The organism is Gracilimonas sp. B-17, from assembly GCF_056857935.1.
The window spans coordinates 141,984-161,189 of the sequence record NZ_JBSXOA010000008.1 but is presented as its reverse complement, the minus strand read 5'-3'; the positions used below and the strand labels follow the sequence as shown (position 1 = coordinate 161,189).

The 19,206-nt window shown below is 39.4% G+C and carries 16 protein-coding genes; 7 read left to right on the top strand and 9 right to left on the bottom strand.

Translation table 11 applies throughout. The annotated features are described in order from the left end of the window. Nucleotides 1-12: 12 nt before the first annotated feature. From AC13FX_RS01310 to AC13FX_RS01290, 5 genes are all read right to left on the bottom strand, one after another. On the bottom strand, nucleotides 13-1,356 hold the full coding sequence (locus tag AC13FX_RS01310) for a GNAT family N-acetyltransferase (RefSeq protein ID WP_482878597.1): 1,344 nt from the start codon (nucleotides 1,354-1,356) through the stop codon (nucleotides 13-15). A gap of 17 nt (nucleotides 1,357-1,373) precedes the next feature. Beyond that, nucleotides 1,374-2,891 carry a flippase gene (locus tag AC13FX_RS01305; RefSeq protein ID WP_482878596.1) on the bottom strand — a complete coding sequence of 506 codons (1,518 nt, stop codon included), beginning with the start codon at nucleotides 2,889-2,891 and terminating at the stop codon, nucleotides 1,374-1,376. Continuing rightward, nucleotides 2,884-4,455: an O-antigen ligase family protein gene (locus AC13FX_RS01300; RefSeq protein WP_482878595.1), complete on the bottom strand. Its 1,572-nt coding sequence runs from the start codon at nucleotides 4,453-4,455 to the stop codon at nucleotides 2,884-2,886. Before AC13FX_RS01300 ends, AC13FX_RS01305 begins: the two co-directional genes overlap by 8 nt. Before the next feature lie 188 nt (nucleotides 4,456-4,643). Continuing rightward, on the bottom strand, nucleotides 4,644-5,348 hold the full coding sequence (locus tag AC13FX_RS01295) for a tyrosine-protein kinase family protein (protein WP_482878594.1): 705 nt from the start codon (nucleotides 5,346-5,348) through the stop codon (nucleotides 4,644-4,646). A gap of 13 nt (nucleotides 5,349-5,361) precedes the next feature. Beyond that, nucleotides 5,362-6,693, bottom strand: a complete 1,332-nt coding sequence (locus AC13FX_RS01290; protein ID WP_482878593.1) for a GumC family protein — start codon at nucleotides 6,691-6,693, stop codon at nucleotides 5,362-5,364. A 465-nt stretch (nucleotides 6,694-7,158) separates the two neighbouring features. Here AC13FX_RS01290 and AC13FX_RS01285 point away from each other — a divergent pair, with 465 nt between their 5' ends. The 7 genes from AC13FX_RS01285 (at nucleotide 7,159) to AC13FX_RS01255 (ending at nucleotide 15,305) form a co-directional block, all read left to right on the top strand. After that, complete coding sequence (locus AC13FX_RS01285; protein WP_482878592.1) at nucleotides 7,159-7,761, top strand: polysaccharide biosynthesis/export family protein; 603 nt, start codon at nucleotides 7,159-7,161, stop codon at nucleotides 7,759-7,761. Beyond that, complete coding sequence (locus AC13FX_RS01280; RefSeq protein ID WP_482878591.1) at nucleotides 7,761-8,756, top strand: PorV/PorQ family protein; 996 nt, start codon at nucleotides 7,761-7,763, stop codon at nucleotides 8,754-8,756. Before AC13FX_RS01285 ends, AC13FX_RS01280 begins: the two co-directional genes overlap by 1 nt. Before the next feature lie 5 nt (nucleotides 8,757-8,761). Beyond that, complete coding sequence (locus AC13FX_RS01275) at nucleotides 8,762-9,583, top strand: AAA-type ATPase lid domain-containing protein (RefSeq protein WP_482878590.1); 822 nt, start codon at nucleotides 8,762-8,764, stop codon at nucleotides 9,581-9,583. Between the two features lie 21 nt (nucleotides 9,584-9,604). Further along, nucleotides 9,605-11,533: a hypothetical protein gene (locus tag AC13FX_RS01270; protein WP_482878589.1), complete on the top strand. Its 1,929-nt coding sequence runs from the start codon at nucleotides 9,605-9,607 to the stop codon at nucleotides 11,531-11,533. Nucleotides 11,534-11,549: 16 nt separating this feature from the next. Next, nucleotides 11,550-12,794: a glycoside hydrolase family 18 protein gene (locus AC13FX_RS01265; RefSeq protein ID WP_482878588.1), complete on the top strand. Its 1,245-nt coding sequence runs from the start codon at nucleotides 11,550-11,552 to the stop codon at nucleotides 12,792-12,794. A 10-nt stretch (nucleotides 12,795-12,804) separates the two neighbouring features. After that, complete coding sequence (locus AC13FX_RS01260) at nucleotides 12,805-14,061, top strand: cellulase family glycosylhydrolase (RefSeq protein ID WP_482878587.1); 1,257 nt, start codon at nucleotides 12,805-12,807, stop codon at nucleotides 14,059-14,061. 77 nt (nucleotides 14,062-14,138) lie between these two features. Beyond that, nucleotides 14,139-15,305 (top strand): carboxylate--amine ligase, encoded by a 1,167-nt coding sequence (locus tag AC13FX_RS01255; RefSeq protein WP_482878586.1) that lies wholly within the window; start codon nucleotides 14,139-14,141, stop codon nucleotides 15,303-15,305. Nucleotides 15,306-15,315: 10 nt separating this feature from the next. Here AC13FX_RS01255 and AC13FX_RS01250 read toward each other — a convergent pair whose 3' ends face one another. From AC13FX_RS01250 to AC13FX_RS01235, 4 genes are all read right to left on the bottom strand, one after another. Next, on the bottom strand, nucleotides 15,316-16,107 hold the full coding sequence (locus AC13FX_RS01250) for a methyltransferase domain-containing protein (RefSeq protein ID WP_482878585.1): 792 nt from the start codon (nucleotides 16,105-16,107) through the stop codon (nucleotides 15,316-15,318). A gap of 173 nt (nucleotides 16,108-16,280) precedes the next feature. Then, a complete protein-coding gene (locus AC13FX_RS01245; RefSeq protein ID WP_482878584.1) occupies nucleotides 16,281-17,099 on the bottom strand; it encodes a dienelactone hydrolase family protein in 819 nt (272 codons plus the stop codon). An 81-nt stretch (nucleotides 17,100-17,180) separates the two neighbouring features. Then, on the bottom strand, nucleotides 17,181-18,476 hold the full coding sequence (locus tag AC13FX_RS01240; protein ID WP_482878673.1) for a M24 family metallopeptidase: 1,296 nt from the start codon (nucleotides 18,474-18,476) through the stop codon (nucleotides 17,181-17,183). A gap of 79 nt (nucleotides 18,477-18,555) precedes the next feature. Next, nucleotides 18,556-19,080 (bottom strand): DUF1643 domain-containing protein, encoded by a 525-nt coding sequence (locus AC13FX_RS01235; protein ID WP_482878583.1) that lies wholly within the window; start codon nucleotides 19,078-19,080, stop codon nucleotides 18,556-18,558. Nucleotides 19,081-19,206: the final 126 nt, after the last annotated feature.

The following is a 19,206-nucleotide window of genomic DNA, read 5'->3' as shown; positions in this document are numbered from 1 at the left end:
TTGCCGATCAGACTAACTTAGTTTTTCCTTCAGGGTGTTCCACCTAAATGAGAAGTAGCTGGGAAAGGCTTTTAAGACCCCTGTAGATTTTAATTGCACATTTAAGAGAGTAGACTCTTTTGCAATAATTGTATAAAGGTTTGCAACCACTTTTATACTATTCTTTAAAGAAGTATTTACAACACTTTTTTTCTGATCTCCCTTTATCGACAACACCCAATTATTCAATTTCTGCTCGGTAAAATCATGCTTATAGCTTTCCTGCCCTCTTAACAATTCCACATACCTGATATTTTTTGAAATAGCTTCTTCGATCACGTCAAGAAGCAAACCATAGCCCGGTCGGTATTTAGAGGAGGGACTTTCAGGGTCGAACCCACTTAGGTAATCATAATATTTCCCATCGAAACGTATCAACATTCTGGAGCTTGATAACCCCTCAGAATCCAGGGTCTCTTTAAAGTACAACCAGTTATTTTTGATACAGACATCCAATAATTCATCAAAGAATTTTCTGAACCTTTTATCATGAAATACACCGGGGTAGCCTATCTCATTCCACCTATCCTGGTGTAGTTCTATTAAACGCTTCTTAGCAAGCTGTACTTCATTTTCCCCGGTTACTTCTCTGATCTTGAATTCTTTATCGTCATTGATTGCCCGTAAAGTTTGCCGGAACCTTCTGCGTGCACTGGAGGAGTTATTTTTCTTGATATAGTCTTTAATACTTTCGATCCCTTTCAAGTCAATGAAAGAGCATTCATCAGTCACTTCCAGGTGATGATCCCAACTCGTTTTTTCAATTTTTGGCCACAGTTGTTGTTTTATAAAACTATCATCCCTGACTTGTAAAAACTTTATCTCATCAATGAATTCAATATACTTCCCAAGTAATTCAGTAAACACATCTGAAACCACTTCATTATATTCAGGGTGCACGATGATATCTAAAAAGTCACTTATACCATAGTCATTAGGGTATCCCCATTGCTCATTTTTACTCCCCCCACTTCCAATAATTTGTAACCTTGTAAAGGAATAGCCTTTACCGATACTAGAAAACCCTATATAAAATGGAGCTATCGCGACAACTTTTCCATCTATTCTGATCACTACTGTATTAAGTAATCTGTTTCTATTCTCTCCAAAACAATCCCACCACAAACTGATCCATTCTTTAGTAACACAAAGCGGACTATTAGATAATTGAACCAGGTCATTCCATACATCTGAAAATTCTGAGAAACAGTCCGCATTACTATAGGTTGATATTTCAACCTGCTGTTCTTTTGAGACTCCATCCTGTGCTTTTAATAATTGCTCTGCAATTCTACTCTTTACTTCCCCTAAACTCATGGTCGTTGATTTTTAGATTATACTTTAACTATACCCAGTAATCGCTTTAATTTTTTATTCATGATAAATTCTTTTAGCAAAATCAGCTCATCTTTTGAAAACGTTTTTATTCCGATCAAAGAGATGATATATACTATGCCGGTGATCACAATCGACAAAAGCCAATAAATATTCAGATACTGTGTTAATACGATCATTCCTCCCATTACCGCTAATGCACCAACCGGCTTCAATAAGTACGTGCTTTTGAATCCCTTTAAATAGCTTTTTGGTATCAGAAAAAGAGCAGAGATCATCATGAATATCTCAGTAAAGAGGGTAGCAGAGGCAGCCCCGATACCTCCGTTTGCGTAAAGCTCCTGTGAGCCGGGAATCAGGATAGCGTTTAGCCCAATGTTTACAAATATGGCTAAGAAGCCAATAAGTGCCCATGCTTTCTGTTTTTCGGCAGCGCCCAATAAGGCACTACCTAAAATTATATCCAGGTAAATGAATGGGATACTGGCAGAAAATATCTTAAGTATAATAACAGATGCGCCGTATTCATCCAGCCCCATAAAAAAGTCGATGATCGGTGATGCATATACATAAATAATAAGTGCAACCGGCAGCCCTAACAAGACCATCAACCGCATACTTTCACTGACTGTTTCTTCAAGTTTACCGTCCTTGTCATCCCATAGTTTAGAGAAAACAGGAAAAATGGCCGTCTTATAGATAAGAGGAAGCACCATTACGATATCAAAAAACCTGAATGCTCCACCGTACCAGCCAGTAACTGCATCATTTGTAAAGTAAGAGATCATTATTGCATCGATCCTGTAATAGATCACAGAGAAAAGTGAAAATAAAAAGTATGGTAAGCCCGTATCCAGGAGGGAAAATATTTTCTTATTGAACTGAAACTTGAACTTGAATTCGTTCCGCGAAAAATAGACCAGTACCAGCAGGTTCAGTAGTGCACCTGACGAAATTATTATAGCGATTTCAGTAGATTCGGCTCCCATTAATAGTGCAATTACTGAAAAGAGTGAGACAAAAACTCTTTCGCAGATACCGCTCAGTGAAGGATATTCCATCTTCTCAACACCCTGGAAATAAGCACTGATGGCTGAATATCCACCTTCCCAGAGTTTACCGATCGCCAGAATTAGAATAAGCAAATGAACATGCTCTGAGTAACCTAACAGATTCGAAAATAGGATCACCAGGCCAATGGCCAGGATCCACAAAAGGATCCTTAAAATGATATAGCTATTCAGAATTGATGTACCAACTTTCTCAGACCTTGCAACTTCCTTGGGGATAAGAAAGTTACCCCCAAAGTCGATGAGTAAACCCATCATCATTTTTATGGAAAGGGCGAGATATAAACGACCGAAATCCTCACTTCCCAGATACCGTGGCAAAAAGTACAATAGAATAAATCCTGAGATCCAGGTAACGACCTGGGCTCCAAACATCACTGACATATTCTTTGCTACAGATTTGGCAATACCCCCACTATTATCCTTTGTTCCCTCCTTACTATTCATACTCATCACCATCCCCCTCTTTCTCTTCCTCACCTTTCGCTTCCTTATCCTCTTTGGCAACATATTCAACAGCCGGTATCAAACCGATCAGGCATCCCAGATACAGCATATTTCTATAATAAGTGAGTTGAAGGTCAAAAAATGATACCACCATCTGGTTGATCACAGATAGTGTGATCATAACCATGACGGCCTTTAAATAGGGATCTTTTAATCGATGAAATAACTGATTCGCCTTAGCTGCAACAGAATTGAAGTAAAACCAAAAAGCAAAGAATCCCAAAGCTCCCATTTTTACGAATACCCACAAGATCTGATTATGAGGGATATAATCCATGAGTGGAAACCGGATATTTACCAATGGTATTGGTTGCTCATATTCCTTACCGAACCCAATGCCCAGAACCGGATTATTTACTACGGTTTGAGCTAAATTATAATTTTCAATTTCCCTATATAAATTTGAATAATAGTCAGCAGCATTTGTCTCAAGATCAGGTTTTTCGATGCCCGATTTTATGAGTTGAACCGGCCTGGCTATTGTACTGTTACTGTTCCAAAAAACGGCTCCATATATGAACAGGCCAACTGCAATCGGAACAAAATATTTTAAAAAGGTAATTCTTCTCCTGGAGTCAAGGATCACCAACATTACGGCTATTGATACTATAAGCGATGCATAGGAGGCTCTGCGTTGGGCTACATAAAATCCAAGCAGGATTATTGGCATCAACAAAAGAATAAATTTTCGCTGGCCATTTCTAACACCATATATGATGAAGCCTATCAGCAGCAGTAATATGGTTACAATAAATACGGCATCTTCATGATTCGTAAGTACTTCAAACCCACCTGTTGTAAAGCCCATTTCAATGAACCTTAATACCCCCTGAAATGCCTTGAAAATACTGCCGGCTATAAAGATCCACACTAAATTCCTGATCTGTTCTTTTGTACTTACGATCTGTGAGACCAGAATAATGATCAAGGCCAGATAGAATAACGCTCTAACCTCCCAAAGAGAAACAAGAAAATCGCCACCCCTGCTCAGTCCAAAAGCAACAGAGAAAATCATAACTGCAAAAAATCCCACATAAGGTAATGGAGCCGGAATTGGCTTAAACTTGATATTCAGCCTGAGTATGGAATACAACACCAAAGAAAGCGTCAGAAAGGCTAGATGCATTTCTGCCGGACTGAACATACCGGTATGGAAATATGGGATATAATCTATTTCCTTTAAATTGCTGAAAAAATTAAGCTTTTCAGTGTATGAAGGAAAATTGGGAATGGGATACTGATCTAAAAACATGACTGAAGCCATAAATATGTACAGGCTTATATCAATCCGTATAAAACTAAGAACGAATACCAATGTCATGTAACAGATGAATGTAACAAACAAAATATCACCTGCGGTAATTACGATCCCTGCTCCGAAAAGAACTAAAAAGAAGGTGACAAACCAGAAAATAATTTTATTTTCGGCATCAAGACCAAACGGTTCAAGTAAGAACCTTTGGAAAAACCAACGGACATTATAGGAGGATTTTTCTAGCAACATCTCTTCAAATCTATAGTTCCGGTCCTTCCATTTTGGAAAGCAGCATAAATACACTGACAACTAAGGCAACTGTAATTATACCGATTGACAAATAAGGTATCTTGTCTTTAACAGTTGTCTGAACTCTAAATAGTATCAGTGCATGAAAGAATATAATAGCCAGCAAAATTTTCATCTTTCCATCCTATTCATTCATCAACATTATTAAACACATACCCAATGAATCTGTTTTCATCGATATACTTTATAGCCTTGTTGTAATCTGTCTTTTTGGTCTTTTTTACATCGATCACATTTATGAGTCCATCAATTTCGTTTATAAAATGAATGGGAAATTCTTTTAATGGTAAAATTGCAGGCAGATCTACAACTATAAATTCAAATGCTTCCTTTAGACTTTTAAGCACTTGTCGTAGAACCAGAGTGTGCTTAATTCCCGTTTTTATCTCACTACAGTTTCCGGCGGTCATCAGGTAGAGGTTTTCAACAGCTGTAGGCGATATCCTTATGGATTTTTTTTCTAATGTATCAGCCAGACCGGGATGTTGAGAAGTTTCAAAGACTTCATGCAATGATGGATTCAAAAAATTGAAATCGATCAATAATGTTTTGCGCTGGTAGCCCAATGCCAGTGATGTAGCCATATTAGCAGCTGTTTTCGTTTTTCCATCGCCTGAATTTACACTTGTTATTCCCAAAGTGGTCTTGGTCAGGTCAAATGAAGCGGATAACTTCAAAAAATTAAAACTGTTGATATGCTGATGAGATATGTGACTGTTTTCACTCACATTCAAAACTTTATTTGATACTATAACAGGCAACAGGTCATCATTTTCCCAGTCTGTTGTTTCTTCTGAGAGTTCGTGACTATCTTTGTCAAGTGTATCAGGCATAATAATTCGTTTTTCAACCATTGGTAGTCAGATATGCAATAACCGGTTTATTCACAGGCAGATCTTCTACACGTCGTATTGTTGTATCAAGTACTTCAGCTATTCCGCTTAAGATTATTGCCAGGATCGATCCTATTAGAAAACCAATTATCACTATTAATCTTTTATTTGGCTTAGCAGGTTTTTCAGGGACGAAAGGTGCATCCAAAACAACAAATTGTTCTGCTGCATAGGCACCTATGTCACGATTCATTTTAGCTTGTTCTAACTTGACCTTGATCTCTGCTAAAAGTCCTTCATAAATACTGACTTCAGACTGTTCATTTGAAGTTTTTTGATTAGCTACAAATGTACTTTCAAGGTCATTTATTACTTTATTCCGTTGACTTATCACCTCTCTTTTTTGAGTCTTCAGATCATTCAAATTAGTCTCAAGGGCCGGCTCTATTCGCTTTACAAGCTGAGTAATTTGTTGGCGCAAGGCCCGCAGCCTTGGATAGCTCTCAGTAAATTGCTGAGAGAGTTCATCATATTCACTTAGTAATGTTGACAGTTCTTCTCCATTTGGCAAACTGGCTACCGACAGTTTATGCAACATGGAAATATTGCTTGAGTTAGACTCATTGCTGATAAAGTCTTCAATAGTGCTGATCCTCTGCTCTTCCTCATATATTTGCCAGTTTATGGTTTCCAATTGCATTTCCAGGTCCTGAAGTCTTGCCTGCAACGCCTCAGTTTGAACCGGCAGTGTTCTCAGTCTGTCTTTTTGAACCGATTCAACCGAGGACCTTTGTTTTTCGACCTCCTTTTCCATCTCTACTAATTTTTCCTGAAAGAAATTGACCGTTTCCTGATTTCTCCTGTTTTCCAGGTTTAACCTCGTCTTAATAAAATGACTTGCGAGTAGTTCAACACCTTCTTTGGCTCTTACAGGATCCGTATCATAAAAATTCAGGTAAAAGGAATCTGATCCTTTTAAACTGGTATTGATCTGGGTTTTTAATCTTTCCACCAAAGCCTGCCGCTCTCTTTCTGTCACAACGGTTTCATCGAGGCCCAAACTATCAATGAGCATCTCCATGGTACTCCGGCTATATATAATTTCATTGAAAGACTGAAGCCTGTCGTCAGATACAGTACTTACAGCCATTTCATACATTAATAATGGATTCAGCGTCTCATCCTTCTGAACAAGGATAGATGTTGACGACATATATTCCTCCGGAATAAAATGAAGTGAACCAATACTGATCACAATAAATAGTATAGGTATAGTAGTCAGCAGCTTAATTCTTCTTTTTGCTGCCAACTTTATCTCATGGACTACTTCTTTTATTTGATACACGGCTTTAACAATTTCTTATGTGTTGTATTTAAGCCTTAATTAGCAATTGCTATGCCAAAGATTGTAATCCTCTCTTATAATCTCATTCAACACCCCTGAAGGCCATTAAAACACCCGTGTCGTTTAATAATTCTACGCAGAACACTAGCGACCTGTTAAATATTTACACATAAGCCTCTAAGTGTGTAAAGAATATACTCACTCCATCTTACCTCTTCTTTTTAAAAGACAGGTATATCATTGATTATTAACAACTTGTGTTTTTTCAAATCTAGTCCTAATCCTACTTGGCACGCTTATTGTAAACTATCCTATAAGATTAAAAAACAACTCCCGAACCAAACGTAAAACCAAGTGCATATCTATAATAAGGCCACAACATCAATATTATTCGTTCTGATACTGGGGATCATTTCGAGCGGATGTTCAACTTCCAACAAGTTAAAATCCGGACCTGATTTTGCCATGCCTGATTCACTTAAAGAATCAGTGGTCATTGAGAATACTTATCAAATTCAAACCGGAGATGAGATCGAAATTCTAGTTTGGGAACAACCAAACTTCAATACATTGACTACAGTATCGAGTCTTGGTTCAATTGCAGTTCCCCTTGTTGGTGAAATTCAGGTAACAGGTTTAACAAAAGAGGAACTTAGAAGAGAATTAACAAGGAGACTGTCTAACTACATAAAAGGGGATATCGGTTTAACGATCTCGATCAGAAATACTGACCGCCTCATGGTATCCGTCTTTGGAATGGTAACCAGACCCGATAATTACCCTGTGGTCAATCAGTCATCAATATTCAGAGTTTTATCAAACGCCGGCGGCCCAACCCCAGAAGCAAACCTAAAGAAAGTTCTAGTATATCGCAGCAAATACAGCGGGGAAAGTCAGGAGATCGACCTCACCAAATATTTGAATTCCGGAGAATTAGGTTCAGTGGAATTACTCATTCAACCGGGGGATATCATATTTATTCCAAGAAAAGAAAATGTTGTAAGGGATATGTCTGAGTTCTTACGAGACGTGGTTGTTTTATTCGGAATCTTTAGAGTATTCAACTAATGAGCACAATAAATCAAAATATCATAGCAGGACTAATGATCCTCAGCTTTGTAGCAGCTACTCCTAATTCATTATATGCTCAGATAGGTTTTGTCGGAGATTCTTTGAGTTATGACAATGTCTCTGCCAGGTCAACCGGCCTTGCAGACGCTGATATTGCAGATGCAGGCCAGCTTATATCTTATAATACAAACCCTGCTTTACTCAGCTTTGCAAGTGACCCTACTAGTATCCATTTGGGTTTTTATCAAGATTGGAGGAATAATTTCAGTCATTTCGACATTAGCACTCCAGCTTTGAAGGTAACCCACAATATCAGAAGCATTATACGGCTTTCATATTCCGGATCATATCTATCTGCCATCAATCCAACAGCCAATACTGAAACTGCATGGCATAATGATTCTACCGTAGAACCAGAGCCAGACCTCACCCAATATCAATTGGAAAACGCGACCTCATTCAAAATCAGCAGAGTATTTAGTACTGGAATACTTCAAACGATAGAATTTTCAAACAATGCTAATGCACAATATTGGACTTACAGTGCAAAAGCAGGCTTATTTTATGACCCAGTTGGATCACTCAGCTATGCTGCTTTAGTAAGTGGATTAGGCCGTGGTGCATCCTATCGGTTTATTGAGGATGGAACTACCGTACTAGGCAGTTATAATATCCCGGTAAAATTTGAAATAGGTGCATCTTTTTCGTTTCCCGAAGATTCAAACGACCCCGATTTCATCTTGTCTTTATCCAATGAAAAGAGGTTTGGAGAAGATGGGGTTTGGTATAAAGGTGGCATGGAAATCAAATTTTTAAAACACCTATTTGTTCGAAGCGGAATTCAATTTCAGCCTGAGCTAAATTACTACATGCCAAGATTTGGGTTAGGGTTTAAATCGAATATAATCAGCATTGACTATGGTGTAGCACCCGGCGCTCAGAGTAAGATCGATGGCAGGTATCACCTAGTTGGCATAACCATTCATTTATGAACTATATGACATCATCATTTGCATCCAGCGAACAAGCATATTCGAAGCCTGATCATAACATTGCAGAGCTGAAGTCTAAAAGTGCATTAATGAAAGACATATACATTAAGGCGCTTGAGCTTTCAAATATTGGAAGTAATATCATTATTGTCGGTGAAACAGGTTCCGGGAAAAAGCATCTGGGCAGATTCATTCACCAGCACAGTTCAAGAAAAGAAGGGCCCTTCCACTGGTTTTATTGTGTCGACATTAACGAATCTGATTACAAGGATGCTTTTTGGGAGCACATACAGATCATGGACTCTCATATAATCCTGACTTACGATGCCATTGAAAAGGCTTCGTATGGCTTCCTATTTCTCGATCAATTTTGTGAACTGGAAGAATCTTTCATGATCGATATCATTCAATCTTTTAAACAAGGCTGTAACCAACTGTTTCGATATAATACTTCTGCCACACCACGCCTGATCCTATCCATCGATCATAACGCCTATAAAGAGATTCTTAGAAAAGATATTTGGAAGACTCTGCTTGAATTGACCGAGTCTAATGTAATTATGTTACCACCGTTACGAGAACGAAAAGAAGATATACCTGAACTCATAGAGCATTTTCTAGGTGATATACGTAGAAACAACGAAGAATGGAGAAATATACGGCTCACTGATGAGGCTTTTAATAAGTGTTATAACTATAGCTGGCCAGGAAATATCCTTCAATTAAAAAATGCCCTTTTACAAGGAGCAATGCTTTCCACCAATGAACTGATCGATGTTCAACATCTTCCTATTTCATTGAAATGGTCTTTGCCCTACATGCCTTAAATCCATAAACCAGACGATCTCATGTTAAGTACTGTTATTATTTCATTTATTGCTCCGGTTATCATTTCATTGATTGTTACACCATGGGTTATAAAGTTTGCAAAATTTATTGGAGCTGTTGACGCTCCCGGAGCTCGTAAGGTTCATACTGACATCACACCTAGAATTGGCGGGCTTTCCGTTTTTATCTCAGTTTTGCTCTCGCTAATACTTATACTTGCGATAAATCCACAGTTTGTACAAATATTACTGGATAATTTAGAGGTTAGCTTTATTGTAGGGGGTGGGCTTATAACAGTATTCCTGTTGGGTTTTTGGGATGATATGCAACCCTTAAAACCGGGTATAAAATTTAGCGTTCAGTTTCTTATTGCCGGTATCATTTATTTTGCCGGATTTAAGATCTCCAATATCAGTAACCCTTTAGGTGGAATGTTGAATGTGGAAATAATCGATTTCCCACTTACTCTGCTTTGGATCGTAGGGATCACTAACGCCTTTAACCTGATCGATGGCCTGGATGGGCTTGCATCCGGAATTGCCACGATTGCAACCGTTTCAATCTTTACTGTGACCGCGATCAGTGGCGATGTTTTTACTGCACTTCTTGCCTTGATCATGGCCGGTGCTCTGGTTGGATTTCTAAGATACAATTTCAACCCTGCTAAGATCTTCCTGGGTGATTCCGGAAGCCTGTTCATTGGGTTTTGCCTGGCTTTACTTTCTATCCAGAGTACTACCAAAATTACAACCGGTTTTGCCCTTCTGTTTCCGTTATTAGTGTTGGTATTACCGATCACTGATACCCTGGTCTCGATGGTTCGGCGCTTTCTTGGCAGTCTTTTACCAAGCCATAAAGTGAGCAATGGTTCTACCTCGATCATACGCAAGATCCATGGCATGTTTGTTCCCGATAGATCCCATATCCATCATCAACTTTTATCATTGGGGCTATCACATAGAAATACAGTGATCACATTATATTTCATTTCAGCCTTCTTTGCCTTAGGGGCCTTTGCCGTTACTCAGGTGAACAGCCTGAGGGAGTCTTTAACTGTTTTATTCCTTTTTGGAATTGCATTGATCTATGGGATCAAAAAACTCAGATATCATGAAATTGAAATATTTCAGAATGGATTGATATTACCCATTTTCAGGAAGATCTTTTCGACCAACACAGCTTATCTGATGTTTTTCGACCTGATGTTCATTGTTACCTCACACATTGTTGGATACCTGCTAATTGATAACATCAGTTCTACCAACCTGGAAGCTGATATTAATATCAGCAGGTCATTTGTAATAATCTCTTCCATTCAACTATTCTTGTTTTGGACATCCGGCCTGTATAAGGAAAACATCAAATCAATGGGTATCGGCAGCTCCATCAGGGTCACTTCATCAGTTGCACACACGATCGTTTTTTCAGCACCTATTTTATTTTTCACGGTTCAAGCCCCCGTAAACTATCTGACCATTTACCTGATCGTAAATTTCTACATCCTTTTGACCTTAACTTTGGGATTTAGAATTACCTATCAAGCCCTCAGTTATAGCTTTCATAAAGCAAAACAAGGAAAAGACAAGGTTCTTATTTACGGAGCCAATAGAGGTGGCTCTTTGATCCTGGATCAACTAACCCATTTAGAAGACCAGGATATCAAAGTATTAGGTTTTTTAGATGATGATCCGAACTTAGAGAATAGCAATTTTGATGGGTACTCAATATTTGGCGGATACTGGGTGCTTGAAAGACTCATACGAAAACATACAATTGATTCCATTTACATTTTTGAGGATAGCGTAATGCCTGAAAATTTCAAGCGTGTAAACAAGATCGCCTGTGAAAATGGGATCAAGATCAAACGTTTTCAATTCCATATGGAAGAGCTTAATCAAGTTGAAAGATCATCAAATTCTTTACCGCAAACTGTTGTCTCTCACGTTTAATAGAATTTAAAACCCTATGATGAAACGCCTTAAACTTATAATACCACTAATGCTGGTGATCCTGACACTTGGGTCTTGTGACTTATTCTTTAATACATCAGGAGAGCCCATAAACGAGGATATATGGGTAAATGCCTACCTCGCATCCTGGCAGCATAATCCCGAAACAGAACTGATAAATTCGGGGATCATCAAAACCAACGAGATCGACTGGCAAGCATTTACGCATCTGACTTACTTCTCACTCAGTATTGCTGAAGACGGCACCCCCGCACTTAGCTTGGACCCCTCATTCAGACATAATTTCAATTCAGATCGATTAAACGCAATAGTTCCTGCTGCTCATGACAATGACACTAATATTCTGTTTAGTGTGGGGGGAGGCAGTAATTATAATGGCTTTAGCTCAGCTATTTCAGAAGGAAACAGGCAAACATTCATAAATACCATTATAGAACTGATGAATGAGTACGGTTTTGATGGAGTTAATTTAAGTTTACCCTCTTATTCAGAAGATCCGGATCTGGATATCGACAGTGATGCTGAATTATTGAACTACCTAAGTAATTTTCAAGCTTTTGTACCTGAACTATTTGATGCACTGGAATCCATCAAAACCAAAAGAGATCAACGCCCGTTACTGACCATATCTGCTTTAAAAAGTTCTGGACTTGTTGGTTTGTACTCTACACTGCAACAATATTTTGACCAGATCAATATTTTGACTTACAACATGGCCCAGCCCTGGAGAGGTTGGCAAACCTGGCATAATTCAGCCCTTTTTAATAAGAACCAGGTTTTTGAAAATAATACCTTTTTAAAATTTCCATCTATTGATGATAAGGTTGATGACTTTATTGATGCCGGGATTGACAGATCAAAACTTGGTATCACGATCAACTTTTACGGAACAAAATGGGAAGGTGTGAATTTATTTGATAAATGGGCATCATGGCCTACCCAAGACATGTCAATTTACAGCAATCATTCCTATTCAACGATCTATTCCGATTATGATCTAAGCGCTTATCAGTGGGATGAGAATGCCAGAGTCCCGTATCTGAACCTGACCAACCCCATAGCTTTTTTAAGCTTTGAAAACGACCAATCGATCAAAGAGAAGATCAAATATGCCCAGGAAAAAAGATTAGGTGGTGTCATGGTATGGGAACTTGGTGCTGCTTTTTTCCCTGAAAATGAAACAGGTAATAAAGACCCACTTTTGCAGTCTGTCAGATCTTATGCTTTCCCCAATAAATAATTAATCCATTATGATGAAAACATATCAAATAAATTCTGTGATCCTCCTCTTCAGTGTCTCTTTTCTGATCAGTTGCTCATTATTCGGCAGCGACTCAAAAGATTCAAAAAATAACAGTGATTTTGTTCGGGTGGAAAACTCATCACTTGTCCTATCAGGTGATAAGTTTAATTTTGCCGGCACAAATGCATATTACCTGCCAAACTACCAGCTTATAGATTCAAGTGTCGTTAACAGAGCCTTAGATCTATTTGAAGAAAGCAATATTCGAGCTGTAAGAATGTGGGCATTCTATGACGGCCCCCCGATCTATCAAAACGATAATTCCATTCAGCCTCGACCAAGGGAGTACAACGTAAATAGTTTAATTGCTCTAGACCGGGTAATTGCCAAAGGCAAGGATAAAGGCATCTACTTTATATTACCTTTCATAAATTATTGGTCAGAATTGGGTGGGATTGAAGTCTATAATGGATGGTGTGGAGAAAGTGGGCGTAACATGTCTGCTTTTATAAATAACCAGGAGTGTCAATCCATTTTCAAGGATTACATTTCAATGCTCCTCAATCGAGTGAATACCGTAACCGGTATAGCTTACAAGAATGAACCCGCTATCATGCTTTGGGAGATCGGTAATGAATTACGAAATCCGGAAGGATCTGCTCAGGAATTGAGAGACTGGTACCAGGATATCGCAAAATATATTAAATCAATTGATGACAATCACTTAGTAGCTACCGGGGAAGAAGGATTTGATGATGCAAGCTTAGGCGAGTTCACCAATAGTGGAGCTTTCGTGCATCCTTATTATACAAGCTCAGATTACTCAAATACGTATGTGTTGAGGGCAGATCAGGGCACTTCTTACGTCTTAAATACCCAGATACCAGAAATTGATGTGGCATCAGCTCATTGGTATCCGGATGTCTTTGGGTTTGGACTGCAATTGGATGATGATCTTAATACAGCGCAAGCTGCATGGTTACGAGATCACCAGTCTATCGCTAATGACCTTGGCAAACCATTTGTTTTAGGAGAATATGGGCTTCCGGGATGGGGAAGTGAAGACGTACTAAACAACTACAACGATATCTGGGCCCTATCAGAAGAATTAGAAATTGGAGGAACCTTGCTTTGGCAGCTTACCGCCGATTATGTGAAATGCTGGGAATTTGGCGGCAATATTTGCTGGCCGGCCGGTCGAGAAGATGAAGCTCTGTATAACAGTTTCAGACAGCATATTGAAACCATGAATTCGATCCGCTAAGGAAGATCAATGCCCAGGATCAGGCTATACCAATACATTAAAAATTAAGTGAAACAATAACTTTTTGAGAAATACCTATGAAAAACAACACAGCACTGGTTATTGGACAACTTGGTTTGGTACACAGCCTGGGAGAGGCGGGTATTCCATTTATTTTGGGGATCGAAAAAGATAAAAACTGCACTCGCTATTCTAGGTTTGTTAAAAATGTAACTCACTTTTCATCTTTTAAAACTGAAAAATTTATAGATGAATTATGCGAGCTATCAGACTCTCTCCCTGATAAACCTGTGATCTTCAGTGATGATGATGATGCAATTTATACCATTTCTGAGCATCGGGAGAGATTGCAAGATCGTTTCTTATTTTCTTTTCCTAATAAGGAAACCGTATCTAAGGTATTAGATAAACAGCATTTCTCAATATTTGCAGAAAAAAATGGGTTGCCCACCCCAAAGTCATTTAACATCAGCAGTATTAATGAATTGAACAGTGCCTTAGATGTATGTGAACTGCCTTGCATTATAAAGCCGGTCTTTCGTTCTGACTGGTATCACCCCGATTTTTCAAATGTAGTAGGCAAATATAAAAAAGCCTTTGTATTGGATAACAGAGAAGACCTTCTTCAGTTATATAAAAAGATCTCAACTATTAACCCAAGAATGGTATTGCAAGAGTATATTGAAGGGGATGATAAATTACACTTTAGTGTCAATATGTATGTTGATGATGATCATATCACCAGAGGCATCTATATTGCACAAAAATTTCGTGTCTATCCGATACATGCCGGTATGGGATCATTTATTAAAACAGTAAAGGACGATGAAGTTGAAAGAGTCTCAAGCGAGATCGTAAAGAAATTGAAGCTCAAGGGATTGTTAAATATTCAATTCAAACGAGACTCAAGAAACAACAAACCCTATCTTATTGAAATGCATTTCCGGAATAGCGTTTGGGGAAACCTTGGGCCTGCAGCCGGTGTAAATTTATATAATTATTATTATAAAGGACTTATAGGCGAAGAATTACCCGTTTCTGAACCGGCTCAGATCGATGTCAAATACATCAACCTTGAAAGAGACATTCTTGGGTTCTTCGAATATCGGGCTGCCGGAGAATTAACGTTTCGGGAATGGGTCAGATCTTATTCGGGTAAAGTCACCTATGGTGATCTCAAATTATCAGATCCACTTCCCTTTGTAGCAAAGTTTGGCCGTAAGTGTATGTCCAGATTTAGGTAAGCAGATCAGATCATTTTCGAGGATCACAAAGAAATAAGGTTACTCTATACTTCAGACTAACTGAATCGCTTTGGGTTTTTTCAGTCAGACTATTCAAACCTCTACATAATTCATCCCACAGTTCACCCTCATGTTTTATGAAACTTTGGGATGCTGCATAACCGATCAGATCATTCTTATTCAAATGCTGGTTATAAGTAAATTGCAACTTTTCCACAGACCTGTAATATGGAAGCCAACCTAATTTCCATAACAAACGGATCCTCCACTTTTTAATATATCCTGACGGAAATCCATCATAGGGAGTGACCTTTTCTTCAAATTTTGATGATGCTTTATTAATTAGTTCAATGAATTCACCCGTAAACTCATCCGACTCATCCCAGTAACTCCATACTAAAGCCAGTTTCCCTTCCGGCTTCAGGATGCGGTTGAACTCTTTCAGGCTTTCCTTGAAATGAAACCAATGAAACGCTTGAAAAGAAGCCACTATATCGAACGAGTTACTTTCCAGGCCTGTAGTTTCTGCGGGAGCTATTACATAATTAACATTAGGATGTTTTTCAGCTGCTTCAGCCATGGCCTGGTTTGGCTCTACCGCTGTTACCTTTGCGCCGGCACTACCTAACAACCTTGATGAGATCCCTGTTCCGGCCCCTATATCAGCTGCTTTTATTACATCCTGTGATTTGAAAGGTTCAATGATCCTTTCGATCATTTTTTCCGGATAACTGGATCTGTACTTCGCATACGATTCAGATTTATCCGTAAAAACTTCTGTATTCTCTGTATTAGCACCCATTTTTGATCACCTTCCGTTTATTCCCCATTTGTTATTCAATTATGCATACCCATATCAATAATATATAGCATTAAGACATAATTAATACAAAATCCTTTTCAACCAAACAAAAAAAGCACCGTTAAAACGGTGCCTTGATACATTAGCTTTGAAAATCAGAACCCGGTTAAAAACTAACTGCCTCCGGAACCAAACGTTTCTTCAAAGAACGTTTTCATTTCATCCCATGAACTGCTGTCTGCTTCTGCATTATAGGCCAGTGGAAGATCGAATTTCTCTCCCAATGAGTCAGCTGCAGGATTAGTATACGCATGCTGTGCTCCCTCATAGCTGATATACTGGTAATCCGCATTGATGCTTTCATAGGCACCGGTCAGGGTCGACACATGCTCTTCCGTTACCATCGGGTCGGCTGAACCATTCAGGATCAATATCCTTGACCTGATACTATCCACGGGCATCACAGGCAACTGTAAGCCCGCGTGAAAAGCCGCAACCCCATCCAGTTCTGAACCAGAATGAGCCATGGAAAGGACTACACTGCCGCCAAAACAATATCCTATGGCACCGATCTTTTCAGGGTCTACATTACCCTGACTTTTCAGGGTTTCCAGAGCCGCATTAAAACGATTTTGTGCATTCTCAAAGTTGCCCATAACCTCACTTGAAAACTGCATGGCATCTTCAGGATGATCCGCTTGTTTTCCATTTCCATACATGTCTACAGCAAGGGCTACATAACCCAGCTCAGCCAGTCTATTTGCACTGTTACGGGCATGCTCATCATGTCCCCACCATTCATGTACCACAAGTATGCCCGGTCTTTGACTAAAGTCGTTTTCATCCTGGGATATATACCCTTCCATTGTGAGGTCACCGGCAGAATAAGTTATCTCCTGACCAACTACATTCGGCCCCTGATTCCGTTCTTGAGTTTCAGAACAACCTGCCATCAATAATAGACCAAAGGTTACCGTTATTAATTTTTTCATGTAAGTATGCATATGATTTAGTGTTGATTTGAAGTGCAAAACATGTTGTATCTCAATAATGTTTCAAGAACCCATTTTTTATCAATCAACCAGAATAAGTTCTTCCTGTGGTTCGATCAGGAATCGAGCACCATCCTCAGTGATCACAGCCATCTCTTCAACAGATATGGTTTTATAGGTACTATCACTTAACGCCCAGCTGTGAAAACCGTCAAACGCGAATACCATACCCGGTTTCAAGACCTTTTGAGCAGCAGGTCGAATAGACGGTGACTGTGACCCGCCAAGATTTGGTCCGGTGTCGTGGGCAACATAACCAACAGGATGGCCGGTACTCCACATTACATATTCTGAATTATTCTGTTCCATCAGCTCTCGTTGAGCTGCATCAACCTCAACTCCTTTAACTCCGGGTGCCATCGCATTGAACGCTGCACGGTTACCTTCCTTTGCTGATTCCCAATAGAACTGAATATCATCTGGAGCCTGACTTTCACCTTCCTTCAGTACATATGCAAAACGCTGAATATCACTCACCCATCTGTCATAGAGCTTGATGCCAAAATCCGTTTGTATGACATCTCCCGGCATGATCACCTTCTCGGTAGCATGAGAATGACCCCGATCCGGACCTGAATTTACATTCGGATTCTGACTTGGATTCCATGCATCTTTCACTCCAAACTGTTCCATTTTACTTTTCAAATAGGCCGCTACTTCAGCATCAGTGGTTTCCCCGGGAATGATCATATCGTAAGCTTCGATTTCCCATTCTGCTGTCAATTCTGCGGCTCTCGTCATGATCTCGACTTCTTCATCAAGTTTGACTGACAACCACTCGTAAATGAGTTCTTCTGAAGAGATAAGTTTTTCCGATAATTCCTGACCCAGTTTCTCTTCCAGTTCTACTCTTTGGGTGTAACTCAGACCATCGGCTTGGGCATTATTTTCTGACGAGTTCACAGCTATTGTATTGAATTCGTTGCCTCTGATAAACGTCACGGCTTCATCAATAGCCGACCGGCCACGCTCAACGGGAATGACTTCATCATGGATATCAAGTTCATCCAACGCAGTGGCCTCCCCAACCGGAGAATATACCCAGGAGTGGAATCCGGCCTCGTCCTTATAAAATAAAAAAGCTGCGGTACCGCCCGCATTTTCTCCACCAATATGGTCAGCTATAGGATCGTTGTTATTTTCCCTGCAGATAACGAGCCAAAGATCCACGCCAGCTGCATCCATTGCCTGAGGCAACAATGTTGAAATACGCTCTTTTCTGATCTCAGGCCAGGGTGATTCGCTCCATTCAACCGTTTCAATATTTTCAGGAACACAAGCTGATACAAGCAGCAAAAGTGAGATAAGATACTTCATCATAAATGCAAAAATTGTTTGGATTGATACCCGAAGCTACATTATCTGATGCACACCTGCCAATAGTGTTGACCTTGTTTTACAGAACCTCTTGAATGTAATCTTCCATTGGAAAGGGTTCAGCCGGTGCCGTCTTTTTGAGATAAAGTGGATGATGGGGATGACCTGCTTTTGAGATCCTTCCCCGTTTGAAATAGGTACAGCTATTATCTGAAAGCACCCCATATATATCACGCAGACATCTTGATAGGTAGGGCCTCTTTTCTATCAACGTACCCCACGCACACCAAACATCTGCTGACATCCCTTTTGTCAATTCTGCTATCACCTCCACATTTTCCTTATGGATCTGCAATTGGAAGTGTTTGTGCATTTTATCAGGATTAGTCGCTCTTTGAGGATATAGATTGAACATTAACCACCCGTCATATCCCTGATCTCTTGCAAAGCGAGCAACAGAGGCCACCGTTGGATCAAGGTCGTTCGGTTTGGCTGTACTTGGATTCACTCCGAAACATATCAAGGGGTTTTTCCCTTGCTGCCCTAAAGAATACCGCGTCAAAGGTTCATTGTGGTGGTAGATCCACTCTCGGTCTGAAAACATATTTACTGTTGATTTAAAATTCGGGCACTAAGATACGTGCTTTTCTTTCACTCTTAAAACCGATCTGTACAAACCATACACTCTCAGAACTAATCCTGATCCATCGTTATATCTTCTCAGATTTTT